The organism is Acinetobacter sp. WCHAc060042 (assembly GCF_003231195.1).
GTDB lineage: Bacteria > Pseudomonadota > Gammaproteobacteria > Pseudomonadales > Moraxellaceae > Acinetobacter.
Genome location: NZ_QKVN01000019.1, coordinates 46216 through 61571, shown reverse-complemented (window position 1 = coordinate 61571; position 15356 = coordinate 46216). Strand labels below are relative to the sequence as shown.

Genomic DNA, 15356 nt, shown 5'->3' with positions numbered 1-15356 from the left:
AGGTTTGCTCAACAGAAGCAGACCTGAGGTTCCTTGCCCAATTTTGAGTATCTCTATGAAATTTTCATCTTTTAAATGGTCTGCTTTAAGCAGTTGCTTGCTGTTATTGAGCGCATGCAGTCAGCACAGCGTGCCCCAAGCTCCGCAAAATAGCCAGTCGTTAAGCTCGGTTGAAATACCAATAGATCAGCCTATGGCAGCGAAGTTGCAATTACGTGAAGTCGACATGAATGGGGCGAAAACTGAGGATGTGCAATGGTTAACCTTGAGTGCATGGCCTGAAGTTGCCGCACTGTTGAGCAGTAAAAATAAAGGGCTACAAATTTTAGATGATCAACAAAATGTACTACATCAAATTCAAGGTCAGTTTGGGCGTTTTGATTATCGGATTGGTTCGGAGCGTTTATTGATTGCTGCGTCGAATTTGCAACAACAGCAAATTCAACTGATGAGCATGAACTTAAAAAATAAAGCATGGGACAAGCCTAGTTTTATTCCAAAGCGTTCATTTAAGTCTGAAGATGTTTGCCTATATACCGATGCTCAAGGGCTGAGTTTTGCTTTTTTAGTAGGTGAAGAGGGGCTTGGTGAACAATGGTTGGTGGCTCAGCATGAGAAGGCTTTGGTTCAACCACAGTTGGTACGCCGTCTCAGTTTTCCACCTGCTAGTAGTGTATGCAAAGTGAATGATGCCACAGCAGAGTTGTTTATTAATGAAGCGAATGTTGGCATTTGGGCATATCCAGCTCATTCTGAAGCAGACATGGTGCGTCAGGCGGTGGATCTCGTGCAACCCTTTGGTTCGATTCAAGGTTCACCTTCTGCAATTGCGATTGTAGATGATCATGTCGCGGTACTCGATGCAGAAAAACCTTTGCTTTATCGTTATCAAAAGCAAGATAAGCAATGGAAAGCACAGCCGCCTTTACAACTAGACACGGCGAAAGAAGCAGAGACTTTGAGTGTTCAAGGTAATTTAACTGATAAATCCTTGCTGATTTTAGATGATAAAACCGTGAAAGTGACAGATGTGGAATGGGAAACGCAGACCCAGACCAAAGCCCAAAATATCATCACTATTCCAGCAGAAGTGCAGACGGAGGGCGTGCCAAGTACAGGTGATGCGGCTGATGATCCTGCAATTTGGCATAACGCTGCACAGCCGAGTCAGTCCCGTATTTTAGCGACAGATAAACAAGGTGGTCTACAGGTTAACGACTTACAGGGCAAAACTGTGCAGTACTTGCCAGTAGGGCGATTGAATAATGTCGATGTACGCCACGGTTTTAAATGGGGCAATCAGACAGTCGATTTGGCGGTGGCATCGAACCGAGATCATAACAGCCTGCATCTCTTTGCGATTCAACCCAAAACGGGCAAGGTTTCTGAGCTTGGCGAGTTAGCAACCACATTGGATGATATTTATGGCATTTGCATGTACCGCGATGCTCAAGGGGAAATTTATGCCATTCCCAACGATAAAAACGGGACTTTTGTTCAATACCACATCACGGCTGCACAGCAAAAATTAAGGGCTGAAGAAGTACAACGTTTTTCAGTGAAAACTCAACCTGAAGGCTGTGTCGTAGACGATGCCACAGGGCGTATTTTCTTGGGTGAAGAAGATGTCGCGGTGTGGGTAAAAGATCTCAACCCAAAAACTCAGCTTCCTATGCAGCAGGTGATAGGTGTAGGAGAGGTGATGCATGATGACATTGAGGGGATGGGACTTTATCACGGCAAAAACCAAAGTTATTTGGTGGTTTCAAGCCAAGGCAATGACAGCTTTGTGGTGCTTGATGCTGCTGCACCTTACACGGTTCGTGGCGCATTTCGTATCGGCATCAATACCGACAAAGGCATTGACGCTGTGTCTGAAACAGATGGACTAGATGTGAGTTCCCTAAATTTTGGTGGCAAATGGAAGCGAGGCATGTTGGTGGTGCAAGACGGACGTAAACGTATGCCTGAAACCAATCAGAACTTTAAATATGTGCCTTGGGAAAAAATCGCCCAAGCGCTGCATTTGGACTAAATAACTCTTTAGTACTTTAGTACCTGAGTGAGTACATGGGCTGCTAAAGAATCACAGCCCATTTTAAAAATATATATGTACTGCACCATGCAGTAAAAAAATTGGAGTGCGTTATGCAAGCAACGATGGATCAAATGTCAGTTTGGATGTTGATTAGCCATGCCAGTGTGTTGGTAAAAGTAGTGATGTTGATTTTGGTTTTATCCTCAGTCGTAAGTTGGTATTTAATCGTGCGTCACGGCATGTTACTTCGTGGACAAGAGCAGCTTTGGAACCGTTTTTTAAAGAATTTTAGACAGCAAAAAGATCTCAATCTTTTACAGCAAGATTACCAACAGCCTGAACAACAAAAAGGCGTTGTCAGCATTTTTCAACATGGGGTGGATGAATACCATCAATTGATCAAAGATGAGCAACTCACCACAAGTGATGTGATTGATGGGGTAGAACGTCGTTTACTCAGTAGTATCAGTGAAGAAGAAGAAAAGCTTCAGCAGAATCTAACCTTTCTCGCAACAGTCGGTTCAGTCAGCCCGTATATAGGCTTATTTGGAACGGTCTGGGGCATTATGAATGCGTTTATTGGACTGTCTGCCGTTGAACAGGCAACCCTCAATACAGTTGCACCAGGGATTGCAGAAGCGCTGATTGCGACAGCTATTGGTTTATTTGCCGCTATTCCTGCGGTCGTGGCGTATAACCGCTTTTCGGCACGTGCTGACAAGCTTTCCAGTCGTTATTACGGTTTTGCCAATGAGTTGCAAACGCGTATTTATCGTTTGTTGGGGCACACTGAGCGCACTTCGCGTTAAGGAGCAAGAACCATGATTAAGCGTCCTCAAAAATTAAAACCCAATGCTGAAATGAATGTGGTTCCTTATATTGATGTCATGTTGGTGTTGTTGGTAATTTTTATGGTGACTGCACCAATGTTGACGCAAGGCATTCAAATTGATTTGCCTAAAGTGGATGCCAATGTCATGCCCGCGTCACAACAGCAGCGTATTATAACCTTATCTATTCAAGCCAATGGCCAGTATTACTGGAATATTGGATCAGAAGTGAATACCGAGAAAGTTACGGATCAGGCGATTGATTTAGCCACTATGCAACAAAAGCTCGTTCCGATTATTCAAAAAGATAAAAGCTTACAGTTTTATGTACGTGCCGATCAGGATGCTGATTATCAACTGGTTGCACAGGCCATAGCGTCCTTGCAAAAAAGTGGGGTAACGAACTTGGGGCTAGTGACAGAGGAACCACAATCATGATGGCAACCGTTTCCAAAATTAGGTTTCGTGATCAAGGCCTAGCTCTGTCGGTCACGGCTGGATTGCATATTGCGCTAATTGCATGGTTATGTACGGTTGAGATGCATGAAACATTGGCGGAACCCAAGCCGAAAACCATTCAATTACAATTTGTGCAAATACCCCCTCCAATCAAACAACAACCTGAACCTAAAAAGCCTGAGCCGATAGTCGAAGAAAAACCCTTACATGAGCCTGTCAAAAAACAGCTTGAGAAACCTACTGAAGTCCAACCGAAAACCACCAAGAAGTTTGTAGAGTCACAGAGCAACAAAATTGTACCTACAGCGGCTAAACCGACACAGCAAGTCGTGACGGAAAAGCAAACGGCAGTAGCGGAATCTCAGAAAACAGTAGATACGCAGTCTCAAGCGGATATACCAACTCAGACGAAGACCCAGAAATCAGTAGAACCTAAAGCACAAACTCATCCTGAATCATTTGATGTTAAAAATTATCAACCTGTTACAAAAATAGCACCAGCTTATCCTGAACAAGCTTTGGATCGTAAGCTGGAGGGGGATTGTACGGTGGTGTATAGCGTGAACGAAAAAGGACGGGTAGAAAATCCAAAGGCACAAGGCGACTGCCATCCGATGTTTGTACGACCTTCGATTCAGGCTGCACTCACTTTTAAATATCAGCCTCGTCTCGTCGATGGCAAACCGACCAGTGTGTCGAATGTTAAAAATACCTTCCAATATCGCATCTCAGGTTAAACCGAGTGTTTTGGGACTTATATTTTGTGAGAAATATAGTCATACATTTCTTTTCAGAATGGGCTGGGAGCATTGTACAGCATATATCTGATACGCCATGATGCTAAGAAGCTTGAGACAAAGCTTCTTTTTTTGATGGACTACTTGACCAATCAAAATGCCTTGTTTTCCATACATGACTATTTATACATCGTGAAATGAAGACGAAAACTACAAATGCCCAAACTAGAGTGTTTGCATTCTACATTTCATGCTGTTTCTAGATATAGAACATGAGACTTAAGACCTCATTTTCTATCACAATCTTGTTATTTTATTTTACTAGGATTGAAAGAAACCGTTATTTTTTTATGCTTATTTCCTTTGGGGCAAAATTAAATTAATTTTTTTTGCATGTTTTTTATCCGCCACTCGTCTCTATACATACAAACAAGGGATTTATATACGCTTGCTTGGTTAATGATTATCATTTACTTATTTTGGGTCGGGGCATGGGGCATTCATCAAAACAATTTAAACAGCAGGTGACATATTTAAGTCTCTGTATATCACTAGCCATTTCATCGACATTGGCTATGCAGTCTGTTTCAGCGGCACCACACGTTGCTGAAATGAATTACCACATTCCACAGGGTAATTTGACCAGTGCGTTGAATTTGGTTGCGCAGAAAGCCAATGTGACTTTGTTACTCGACCCGAAAAAAACCAATCTGTTCCAAGCACCTGCTTTAAATGGAAAATACACAGCCGACGAAGCTTTCCAGCATTTATTAAAAGATACGCCTTTTAGTTTGCAAAAAAATGCGACAGGTTATTTGTTAAAAGAAGCTCCGACTACATCAAAGTCAGATACAGCACAAAATAAGGTCATTGCACAAGCATTGCCTGAGTCGCAAAGTACACAGGCTCTCAACGTGGAAAACCCAAATTCTGTTCATGTACAGCTCGAAGCCCTCAGTTTTAGTGGCGAAAAAGAACGAGATGAGCAAGGCTATGATGATGTCTATGATAAAAATATTTCGACCGTCTATGCAGGCAAAGAAGCGATTGAGCGTTTTAAAGGAACGACGCCTTCAGATTTACTGAAAGGAATGTCGAATGTGTATAGTGGCGATGCTCGTAATAGTGGGGCTTTAGATCCGAATATCCGGGGTATGCAAGGGCAGGGACGTGTACCCGTCACGATTGATGGAACAGAACAGTCGATGACGGTCTGGCGTGGCTACAACGGTGCTAATAGTCGCAGTTATATTGATCCGAATTTACTCAGCTCGATTCAAGTGGTGAAAGGCTCAGTTTTAGATCGTGATGTGAAAACAGGCATTGCGGGTGGGGTATCGGTTAAGACTTTAGAAGCAGATGATGTTGTACGTGAAGGACAGCGCTATGGTGCTGAAATTAAAGTAGAAGGGGCGACGAATACCACCAAAGCCCAAAAAATGCATTCTTATCATGGGCAAGATTATCGTGATGTCGCAGAATCTAAAGGTTGGGAGAAACTCGGCAGTTATAATGGTGAAGATCCATTGGGTCAAGTAACGCCGAAAACCAGTAGTGACAATAAACTCACACATTTAGAAGATCAGGCACTTCGTATTGCGGTGGCGACCAAACAAGATCAATTTGATTTGCTTGCAGCTTATGCCTATCGAGACCGTGGCAACTACTTTGCAGGAAAGCATAATAGTGACTTTTTTAAGCAGGGCGATCGTAGCAACATTGATTACAATACAGGGCTGGTACCTTATATGGCAACGGTCTGGCAACCGGGCAATGAGGTCACTAATACTTCTAATCGTATGGAATCTTGGCTGTTAAAGGGGAACTGGCGACCAAACGATGATCATGCGCTACAACTGACCTATCGAGATACCAACACCATTTATGGCGAAATTATGCCTTCGCGAATTATGTGGCAAACCCAAGACAATGTTCCACAGTGGCCTGTAAGCGAAGTAAGTACGAAAGCTTATAGTTTAAAATATAGATTTAACCCTGAAAATAGTCGTTGGCTTGATTTCAGTGCAAACTTATTTCAGACCGATACAGAATCACAAACCTATTCGGCAGGTGGTTTCGTGAACTGGATTTCAAAACGGGACTATGTTTGGGAAGCCAATGTCGACCGTGATGGGGATGGTGTTCGAGACAGAAGTCCAGGTGATGGTTTTACCATTCTTGACACCGCATTTACCGATGCAAAAACCACTCATAAGGGCGTGAGTCTCAGCAACAAGTTTAACTTTATGGATGCCTTAAGTTTAACTGTTGGAGCGGATTTAACGCGTGAAAAACTGACCACCAAAGATGAATATATCAACGATAGTCAGGGCACCTCTGCTTTTCGTATGTTGCCACGAGCAGGACATCGTTCAGAAAATCAATATTGGTTTAACTTTGATTGGCAGGCGACGTCATGGCTGAACTTAACGGCAGGCGCCCGCTCGGTTTCGTATAGTTCTTTTGATGACTTTTTAAATGGCAATAAAGACAGCATTGCGGGTTTATCGGAAACCACACGGACCATTGGGCAGAAACTGTCTTATACGGAAAACGTCGATGTCTATACCCAAGAAATGTTTGATGAAATGGATCAAAATGGAGCTTTTGCTTATGATTGGGGGGGCGTTAATCTTGCGCTACGCAACCGTGCCAAACGTGCCATTGGAAAAGCCTACCAATTTAAAGGGGTACATTACTGGTATGCCGACGCAGATGGCAAGTTTCATGCAGAGAACAATCCATTCTTAAATGGAACAGTCGACTTAAGTCAAAAAGACTTGGCGCTCAATACCAATGGTCAGCCTGATGTCAGTTCTTCTGAAGTCACAGAGACTAACTCAACTGTGGTGAAAAAGAAAAAAGACCATAAAAATTGGGCACCTGCTGTTTCGGCAGCCATTACATTGAATCCGAACAACCGTTTTTATATTAACTATACTGAAGCCTATCGCATGCCGAGCATGTTTGAAACGACTTTAGGGTTTTCGGCATCACAGTCAGGTTATGATCTAAAACCCGAGCATGCCCACAATTTTGAACTGGCTTATGTATATAACATGAAGGATTTGTTTAACTTACAAAAAGGGCATGCAGACATCAAACTGGCATATTTTCATAATAAAACAGAAGATGTAATTGAACGTAATAACCAACTGAAATTTAGCAATATTGATAAACAGACAGTCGAAGGTTATGAGTTTTCAGGGCGTTTTGACAATGGTAAATACTTTACCGATTTATCCTTGGTTTATAACTCAAAAAATGAAGTCTGCGATGAAAGTTCAGGTCTGCTTGCCAGTCTAGACGCCATGACTATGTCGGGTGTAGCAAAAACCTGTATCAATTATGGTTTCCCAACAGGTTATTTGGTCAATATGGCCTTACCAGAATACCAAGCGAACCTAACCCTCGGCACACGGTTATTGGATAACAAATTAGAGCTAGGCACACGTCTGAATTATTTTGAAGGCTATGACCATCCTTATATTGGAACTGAATTGGTGGCTTGGTTTAACGCACCTTTGCAATGGGATGACACGCTAACCGTCGATGCCTATGCACACTACCAACACAGTGAGCATTTAGGTCTTGACCTAATTGGTACCAACTTAACCAATCAATACTACTTAGATCCTTTAACCCGTTCTGCGGTTGCGGCTCCAGGTCGTGCCTTTAAATTGGCATTGAGCTATAAGTTTTAATTTGAAATAGAAGGTTATTACCTTGATTAATATATGAATATTCTAAAGCTAAATGTTTTGAAATATTCAAAGTAATACCGAAGGTTGGGCACTCTATATAGGCTGAACCTTCAGTAGAGAGTCCATGTATTCACATGTGGATGTATGGAAAATAACAAAACTGTATTCGTACAGTTTAATTGACAATTTACATAGCCCGATCTTTTTTATGCTTTACATCTAGAGAATTGAATCAAGCATAAATACAATCCAAATATGTAAATAATAATCATTAAGATTATCATTTAATTATTGATGATCTTAAATTCTAAATAAAAGGAAATGAACAAATGAAATTTAAGCAACTTACACTGGCAATGATTGCTTCATTGGGCGTAATGGGTTCTGCACAAGCAGCCTTGGTTTATGGTCAATCGGACACGACCAATTTGTTATTGGGCTCAGCGTATAACCTTTCTGGCACAGCAGCAGGGGGTGTCCAAGGTCAGTTATTGAACTTAAAAGCATCATTTGAAGATCATCTGGTTAGCTTTATTAATAATCCAAATTATGGCGGTACTTATGATCCTGCAACAGGCATCTATGGGTTGGCTGCAGGGATTGATTTGGCCAGTATTCCATTTCCACATACAGGTCTCGGTGTTTGGAAGTTCAAGAATGTAAGCCCCGCTGCAAGCAATGATGTTTGGTTTGGCGAATGGGCCAAAGAGGTGAAAGACAGTGCTGGAAACTATACAGGTGCTGCTGATGCAGCAACCCGTACAGTTTTCTATATTGGCAACAATACTGGCGCATCAGTACCGAATGCAGGTACTGCAACCTATAGCGTGAGTGGCATTAACAATGGAAACAACTTGACTGCCACAGGTGCCAATACCTTTACAGCAAACTTCAATAATGCAACTTTGACGGGCCAATTAACAGGTACAGGAACGGTAAGCAGCCTACAAGTGAATGCTGATATTGATGCAAGCTCAGCAAGCTTCTATGGAACTGCGACTGCAAACGGTTCAATCGCAGGTGATGCATCGGGTCACTTCTTTGGTAACCAAGCGACCAATACTGGTTCTTTAGCGGGTATTGCCCAGTTTGATGACCGTAATTTAGATACAGCCTTTGGTGGTGTTCAGACTTCATATACTCCCTAATTGAAAGGCGTGAAAGACTTACTTCGGTAGGTCTTTCATATTTCTATGTTTTATCTTTTGAGTGTGAGTAATGAAAAAAAAATGGTTAATTGGCATATTCTTTTTAAGTCAACAACATATATATGCAGCAGATGACGACACTCAGTTGCGTTTGAACCAAGAATTACAACAACAGCAATTACAAATAGAACAACAGTTCAAACAGCAACAAAACATAGATTCTCATCCATTACCGACGATGGTGATTGATGGGGAGGCCGTCCAAGTTCAGCCAAATGTGGAGGAGGTTGGACGTGCTTTATACATTGCAGTCATGCAAAAACAGTGGCAGGCTGCTCAGATTTACTTAAATCGCTATTTAAATTTTAAAGATCATGACCTGTCTTTGGCTTATTTTGCGCAAGCCTCACTGGCAAGAGTACAAGGTCAGGCGCAACAAGCTGAGCACCTATTTCAGCAGGCCTTAGAATTGCAGCCTGAAAATATGATGATTCGTTTGGAATTGGCAAGATTATGGACAGAACAACAAAAAAATAAAGAAGCCAAACAGTTGTTTGAACAAGTGAAACAGCATTTAGCGGGGGCAAATGATCAAATCAGTCACAATATTAATCACAGCATCGACGCATATTTAAAAACTTTAGATCAACGTGATACATGGCAAGGTAACGTTGCTTTGGGGATACGTCATGCAACCAATATTAATAACTCTTCCGAGCGCTATACACTGGTACCCACCATTGTCGGGGTGGATGCAAATGGTGAATATATTATTCGGGACTTAAAGCAGGGTACTCCAGATCCGATTGATGCAAGTGCATTCGACTATGAAACAGTCATCAGTAAACGTTGGTCACTTGTAGGACAGCATGGATTTGCATTCAAGGCGCTGGGTTATGGAAAAAGTTATCAAAAGCAAAGTGACTATAATGAAGCTACCCTCAATTTTAATGCAGGCTATAGTTTTCAGAACCCACGTAATCAAATTTTAGTTGCACCAGTGTTTGAACATCGGCGCTATGCCAATGATACTTTGTCAAATGCTTATGGTATGCGGGCAGAATGGATGCGTTTTATCGGACAGGATAAGGCCTTAAAACTGGAAGCAGAAATTGAAGATGTCGATCATATCTTATATGAAAAACAGAGTGGCATTGAAAAGTCGATATTTGTGACCTTTTGGAAAGTTCTACCACAGCAGTGGACGTTGTTTTCAGGATTAGACTATGTCGATCACAATACTGAGGAACAGTATTTTGCAGCCTATGAACAACAAGGTATTCGCTTTGGGTTGAGTAAACCGATCCTAGATGGAATCAACTTGACTGTGTTTAGCTCTTTACGTTGGAGACAGTACGATCAATATGTCAATGGTTTTGGCTTTGATACCCGACGTCATGATTTTGAACAGAATTATACAGCGGTACTGCAAATGCCCAAATTCACACTATATGGTCTGACCCCCAATTTAACCTACAACTATAACCAAAATAAAAGCAATGTAGACTGGCTATATAGCAATGATAAGCAAAGTTTAAGCTTAAAGTTTGAGTACAAATTTTAAATTAAGAGGCTTTCATTTTGACGTAGGTCACATAGTTTCCGATTTGAAAAAACTCAAGCTGAGGGTACTGTAACTGGATCAATTGCAGTGTTCCAAGCAAGTCTTGTTGAGGGTTAATAATCCCCGTCACTTTAATTTGGCTGAGTTCTTTTTCATTAAAAATCATGTAGCCACTATGGTAAGCATTTAAGCGATTGAGAAGATCAGGTAAAGCCAGTTCATTGGCCTGAATTTGTTGCATTTGCCATGAAGTTTTGAACATTTGTGTATCAAAGACTTCAATTTTTCCAAGGCCATGAGCGTCAACTTGTATCCGTTGACCTTCTGAAACAATTAAAGGCTTAGCCTGAGCAGTCAGATTAGCACGGGCTTGAACACGTGAATGCAACATATTCAGTGCACTTGTATCGGTATATTGGTTGACAATAAAACGTGTACCAAGTGCTTGATAGTCAGCTTGTTTTGTATGGACGATAAAAGGGCGAGCAGGGTTCTTAGCGACATCAACATAGATATCACCTTGGATCAATTCGATTCTTCTTTGCCCAGTGGTGTAATCCACTTTTATCGCTGATTTAGGCGCGAGGGTCAGCATTGAGCCATCATCGAGTACAATATTCTTCACTTCACTGGTTGCAGTTTTATAGTCTGCAAAATAATAAGAAAAGGGAATATAAGTAAAACTCAAATAACCAAGACAACTGATGGCCATCAGTGAGAAAACAGCCTGATTAAACAATGAGATAACTTTTTGTTGTTCATGCTCAATGGCTTGAAAGGTTTGTTCGACAGTTTCACCATGTAGGTTTTGCTGGCGTGATAGGTTCTGCATTTCAAGATCAAAGTCTCGAAATTCTTCAAAATAGGGCAGATATTGCGGATGATTTTTTTGCCAAGCCTGAAACTCTTGCTGAACTTGTGCACGCTCAGTTGGGTTGTCACAGTTGAGTCGAATCACCCAAAGGGCAATTTCTTTACGAATATGCCGAGCGTCTTTCATTCTTCGCATTCTGCGTGCATTTTATGGCGTAGCTCATAACAGAGACTGAGTCCATCGGCTAAATAGCCTTGTATGCTACGCAGTGATTTTCCTGTTAATTCAGCAATCTCAGTTTGGCTATAGCCTTCAATATAATAAAGAATAAAGGACTGGCGCACTTTAGCGGTGGTTTTACCTAAGGCAACCGATAGAAAATCCAGAATTTGTATGGTGTCTTCAATAGTGTTGTCTTGAATTAGCTCTTGTCCTAATTGAGCTTCATCGTAGAGATTTTTTAAGTAATTGGTTTCAATTACATTACGTCGATGCTGATCAATCAAAACGTGTTTTGCAATATTGATGAGATAGGCTTTGGGTTCTTGGATCGAAGCCAACTTATGTTTGGCTTGGATTAAACGCACAAAAGTATCTTGCACAATATCGGCAGCATTAAAGGGATGCCGAATGCGATATCTGAGCCATTGAATTAACCAGTCATGGTGCTGAAGATAAAGTTCACCAATTAACTGTTGCTGTGCTTTGGAAGAGGTGGAAGGAGACATAATACTTCCCCAAGGGTTTAAATGATATTGATTATCATTTATAATGTGTCCAAATGCAATAGTGCGTAAAGTAAAAAAGACGATTTTTCAGTACAGAGAAGAAAGTTAAATTATTTTTGCGTATTTTGAACTTTTTGTTCGTCTATATGTATAAGTCCAGTTTTACAGTTTAGAAAAATCATCAATCTCAAGAGATCCGAAAGCGTGATTCGAGTTGTTGGGAAATTCTGAAAAGAACAAACGTGGAAATCAGTACAAACAGGAACCATAGGATTTAAACGTGACCACCAGTATGAACCCGCAGCTAGAAACAAGTCTGTCACAGCGTCTAAAAACGGAAACTTCGACAGAACATGATCGAATGGAACAGTTAATGGCACAAGCAAAAGTCTTTGAAAACCAAAGTAACTATGCGCGCTTTACTTTATCTCAGTATTATTTCCAGAAAGATGTTGAACACTTATATGCACATCCTGAAGTGGTACGTATTATCCCAGACTTAGATGTGCGTGGTCGTTCAGATGCTGCGCTGTTGGACTTAAAAGATCTAGGGTTAGCACCTCAATCCAGTAGCATTGCAACAGATCATGTCAGCTTTCCTCAAGCTTTGGGCTGGATCTATGTGTCTGAAGGTTCGACTTTAGGTGCAGCATTTTTATTTAAAGCAGCGCAGAGCCAGTTTGGTTTTAGCGCTGACTTTGCTGCGCGTAATTTAGCTGCTTATCCAGAGGGGCGCGCTGTGGTCTGGAAACGTTTTAAGCAGGCTATGGATGATGCCAACTTCAGTCAAGAGCAGCAAGATCAGGTTATTGAGGGCGCGATGCAAGGCTTTTCTCGCTTTGGTCAATTGTTAGCAGACTTAGAACAATTGAAGTAAGAGGCAGACATGCAAAATACCGAGTTAAGTTCAATATCCAAACATAAGGATGACTCAGATTCAAATCTTGCAAAATCAATTTGGGTACGTTGGGTGTGTATTGGGCTTGCTTGGGTCTGTTTGGCTATAGGCACATTAGGAATCATTATTCCTGGTTTACCTACTTTTGATTTTTATTTTTTAGCCACTATTTTTGCTGCTAAAGGTTCGGCGCGTTTACATCGTTGGATTGTACAGAATCGGGTTATTGGTCCCATTTTACAACAATGGAAAGAACATAAAACCTTACCGACAAAAGCGAAAATACTTTCTTTGTTGAGTATGAGCCTTGCTGCTGGACTTATGCTTTGGAAAGTACCACATCCTTATTTTGTCGGTATTGCAATTATTATTATGATCGCTGTGCAAATTTGGATTTGGTGGAAAAAATAATCATAAAATCAATAAGTGTAGAAAACTATCAGCACGCTATTCATGTGCTGACAGGGTATGAAGAACCCAAATTTTAATAAAAACAATCAGTTTTAAATCTATAAAAAAGATGAATGTTTATTTTTATCTGCTTGAGTAAATTTTATTTTTCTAAGAGAAGAGGCTTAAACTAGAGCTTCTGCCAGATTTGATTTTCATCATCATAAGAGACAGTAAAATTAAAACGTGAATCCGCTGTCACAAGGTAACCCGTTGGGGTTTTCATGATGACTTTTAAAATGGTGCCTTCTTCAAAGTTAATGGGCGGAAAGTCTTCTTTTGTCAGTGTTAGTGGTTTTATCAGTTCAAGTACTAGTGTTTCCATGGAACAGACCCAACAATTTTTTTTAATGTCTCGATACTAACATGAAGTAATTTTTATGTGTGTAAAAATGATCTTTTATCCATTAAATCAAAAAGTAATCGAAAGATAAGCTTGGCGCATTTTTATATACATAGAAATTTTAAATCTAAAGAATGGCTTTCACTTTAGGGCCAAAGAAACCTACAGCAGACAAAAAACATCTAAGTGCAAAGAATGCTCAGATATTTTCGTTTAAATTATTGATCTTATTTGATTTAACTGGGTATTGACTTCGGGGTTATAAAAATATCTAGATGAGGACTTGTAGATTTGTATCTAAATAAAATAACGTATAACCAAATCAGGATAAGTAAAGTGTACAAACTTGCTGTAATGCGATTGTACTAAATTAAGAAATAAGGATTAGTATGCAGGGATTGCATACCTTAAAAATAAAAGGGATATACATCGTTCATGTTTAAGTCATTTTTCCCAAGCCCTAAATGGTTCTTCCTTTCAGTATTACTGTGGTCTGTGATCAATGTCGTACTGTGGTATACGGGAGGCAACACATGGGGAAGTGCTATAGGATGGCCACAAGGATATGCAACCGCTGAACTGCCTATTGGTGTAAGCCGTTTTTGGTCGTCTTCCTTTCTTTGGTTTTACCTATGGTTTTTTATAGCAACAGCACTCTTTGCCTCGTTCTGGCGTTTTTTTTCAGACAATAAGTGGCAAAGATGGTCGATCTGGGGTTCTGCATTTATTCTGTTTAACATTTGGTTTGGTGTACAAGTGAGTGTTGCAATCAATGCTTGGTACGGTCCTTTTTGGGATACGATTCAAGGCATGCTGGGTAAAGGAGGGAATATCAAAGAACTCTATATGGGGACTTTGACTTTCTTGTATATTGCCATGATTGCAGTGACTTTCGCGGTGATCAATGCCTTTTTTACCAGTCACTATGTGTTCCGGTGGCGTACAGCGATGAATGAATATTACACCGAGCGTTGGGAAAAATTGCGTCATATCGAGGGGGCATCACAACGTGTACAAGAAGACACCATGCGTTTTGCCACGATTATGGAAGATTTGGGCGTAGAGTTGATCAAAGCAGTAATGGTATTGGTGGCTTTTCTTCCAATTTTGTTCGAGTTATCGAAACATGTACCAGAGCTACCCGTCGTTGGTGAAGTAAAGCATTCTTTAGTGTGGGCGGCCATTATTTGGGCTATTTTTGGTACAGTTCTGTTAATGGTGGTGGGAAACAAACTACCAGGTTTAGAGTTTAATAACCAAAAAGTTGAAGCTGCGTATCGTAAAGAATTGGTTTATGGGGAAGATCATGCAGATCGTGCTCAACCCGCGACATTGACTGAACTGTTTAGTCGGGTACGTAAAAACTATTTCCGTTTGTATTTTCACTATGCTTATTTCAACTTAGTGGCAACTTGGTATAAACAATTGGACATTTTATATAGTCTTGTTGTGCTATTTCCTGCGATTGCAGCTGGGAAAATGACTCTTGGTTTAATCAATCAAATTGGTAATGTATTTGATAAAGTCCGTGAGTCATTTCAATATCTCATCATGTCATGGAAAACCATTATTGAGCTACTTTCGATTTATAAACGTTTGAAAGCTTTTGAGTCGACACTTGACGAATAAACCCATTGTTTTTA

At 40.7% G+C, this 15356-nt stretch carries 13 protein-coding genes; 10 read left to right on the top strand and 3 right to left on the bottom strand.

Features of this window, described 5'->3' with window-relative positions; all coding sequences use genetic code 11:
* Window positions 1–55: 55 nt before the first annotated feature.
* The 7 genes from DPG01_RS09910 (at window position 56) to DPG01_RS09880 (ending at window position 10480) form a co-directional block, all read left to right on the top strand.
* Complete coding sequence (locus DPG01_RS09910; RefSeq protein WP_110974970.1) at window positions 56–2035, top strand: phytase; 1980 nt, start codon at window positions 56–58, stop codon at window positions 2033–2035.
* Window positions 2036–2148: 113 nt separating this feature from the next.
* Window positions 2149–2847: a protein TolQ gene (gene tolQ / locus DPG01_RS09905; RefSeq protein WP_049590884.1), complete on the top strand. Its 699-nt coding sequence runs from the start codon at window positions 2149–2151 to the stop codon at window positions 2845–2847.
* A gap of 12 nt (window positions 2848–2859) precedes the next feature.
* Window positions 2860–3306, top strand: a complete 447-nt coding sequence (gene tolR / locus DPG01_RS09900) for a protein TolR (protein WP_110974969.1) — start codon at window positions 2860–2862, stop codon at window positions 3304–3306.
* Window positions 3303–4064 (top strand): energy transducer TonB, encoded by a 762-nt coding sequence (locus tag DPG01_RS09895; protein ID WP_228156986.1) that lies wholly within the window; start codon window positions 3303–3305, stop codon window positions 4062–4064. The genes tolR and DPG01_RS09895 overlap by 4 nt, the downstream gene beginning before the upstream one ends.
* A gap of 491 nt (window positions 4065–4555) precedes the next feature.
* On the top strand, window positions 4556–7768 hold the full coding sequence (locus tag DPG01_RS09890; RefSeq protein WP_110974968.1) for a TonB-dependent receptor domain-containing protein: 3213 nt from the start codon (window positions 4556–4558) through the stop codon (window positions 7766–7768).
* A 329-nt stretch (window positions 7769–8097) separates the two neighbouring features.
* On the top strand, window positions 8098–8916 hold the full coding sequence (locus DPG01_RS09885) for a Slam-dependent surface lipoprotein (protein WP_086208624.1): 819 nt from the start codon (window positions 8098–8100) through the stop codon (window positions 8914–8916).
* A 70-nt stretch (window positions 8917–8986) separates the two neighbouring features.
* Entirely contained in the window at window positions 8987–10480 is a 1494-nt protein-coding gene (locus DPG01_RS09880) for a porin family protein (RefSeq protein WP_110974967.1), read from the top strand.
* 1 nt (window position 10481) lies between these two features.
* Here the strand turns inward: DPG01_RS09880 and DPG01_RS09875 are convergent, their stop codons facing one another.
* Both DPG01_RS09875 and DPG01_RS09870 read right to left on the bottom strand, forming a co-directional pair.
* Window positions 10482–11480, bottom strand: coding sequence for a FecR family protein (locus tag DPG01_RS09875; protein ID WP_162622335.1), 999 nt, complete (start codon window positions 11478–11480; stop codon window positions 10482–10484).
* Entirely contained in the window at window positions 11477–12022 is a 546-nt protein-coding gene (locus tag DPG01_RS09870) for an RNA polymerase sigma factor (RefSeq protein ID WP_086208621.1), read from the bottom strand. The genes DPG01_RS09875 and DPG01_RS09870 overlap by 4 nt, the downstream gene beginning before the upstream one ends.
* Window positions 12023–12302: 280 nt before the next feature.
* Here DPG01_RS09870 and DPG01_RS18835 point away from each other — a divergent pair, with 280 nt between their 5' ends.
* Both DPG01_RS18835 and DPG01_RS18830 read left to right on the top strand, forming a co-directional pair.
* Window positions 12303–12899 (top strand): biliverdin-producing heme oxygenase, encoded by a 597-nt coding sequence (locus DPG01_RS18835; RefSeq protein ID WP_416332350.1) that lies wholly within the window; start codon window positions 12303–12305, stop codon window positions 12897–12899.
* A 9-nt stretch (window positions 12900–12908) separates the two neighbouring features.
* Entirely contained in the window at window positions 12909–13331 is a 423-nt protein-coding gene (locus tag DPG01_RS18830) for a YbaN family protein (RefSeq protein ID WP_213065997.1), read from the top strand.
* Between the two features lie 169 nt (window positions 13332–13500).
* Here the strand turns inward: DPG01_RS18830 and DPG01_RS09860 are convergent, their stop codons facing one another.
* Window positions 13501–13695: a hypothetical protein gene (locus DPG01_RS09860; protein ID WP_086208620.1), complete on the bottom strand. Its 195-nt coding sequence runs from the start codon at window positions 13693–13695 to the stop codon at window positions 13501–13503.
* 453 nt (window positions 13696–14148) lie between these two features.
* On the opposite strand from DPG01_RS09860, the gene sbmA reads away from it, so the two are divergent.
* Window positions 14149–15342: a peptide antibiotic transporter SbmA gene (gene sbmA, locus DPG01_RS09855; RefSeq protein WP_110974966.1), complete on the top strand. Its 1194-nt coding sequence runs from the start codon at window positions 14149–14151 to the stop codon at window positions 15340–15342.
* Window positions 15343–15356 lie beyond the last annotated feature (14 nt).

Coding starts and splice junctions, on each gene's coding strand:
- DPG01_RS09910 (WP_110974970.1), top strand. CDS start 56: ATGAAATTTTCATCTTTTAAATGGTCTGCTTTAAGCAGTTGCTTGCTG.
- tolQ (WP_049590884.1), top strand. CDS start 2,149: ATGCAAGCAACGATGGATCAAATGTCAGTTTGGATGTTGATTAGCCAT.
- tolR (WP_110974969.1), top strand. CDS start 2,860: ATGATTAAGCGTCCTCAAAAATTAAAACCCAATGCTGAAATGAATGTG.
- DPG01_RS09895 (WP_228156986.1), top strand. CDS start 3,303: ATGATGGCAACCGTTTCCAAAATTAGGTTTCGTGATCAAGGCCTAGCT.
- DPG01_RS09890 (WP_110974968.1), top strand. CDS start 4,556: ATGGGGCATTCATCAAAACAATTTAAACAGCAGGTGACATATTTAAGT.
- DPG01_RS09885 (WP_086208624.1), top strand. CDS start 8,098: ATGAAATTTAAGCAACTTACACTGGCAATGATTGCTTCATTGGGCGTA.
- DPG01_RS09880 (WP_110974967.1), top strand. CDS start 8,987: ATGAAAAAAAAATGGTTAATTGGCATATTCTTTTTAAGTCAACAACAT.
- DPG01_RS09875 (WP_162622335.1), bottom strand. CDS start 11,480: ATGAAAGACGCTCGGCATATTCGTAAAGAAATTGCCCTTTGGGTGATT.
- DPG01_RS09870 (WP_086208621.1), bottom strand. CDS start 12,022: ATGTCTCCTTCCACCTCTTCCAAAGCACAGCAACAGTTAATTGGTGAA.
- DPG01_RS18830 (WP_213065997.1), top strand. CDS start 12,909: ATGCAAAATACCGAGTTAAGTTCAATATCCAAACATAAGGATGACTCA.
- DPG01_RS09860 (WP_086208620.1), bottom strand. CDS start 13,695: ATGGAAACACTAGTACTTGAACTGATAAAACCACTAACACTGACAAAA.
- sbmA (WP_110974966.1), top strand. CDS start 14,149: ATGTTTAAGTCATTTTTCCCAAGCCCTAAATGGTTCTTCCTTTCAGTA.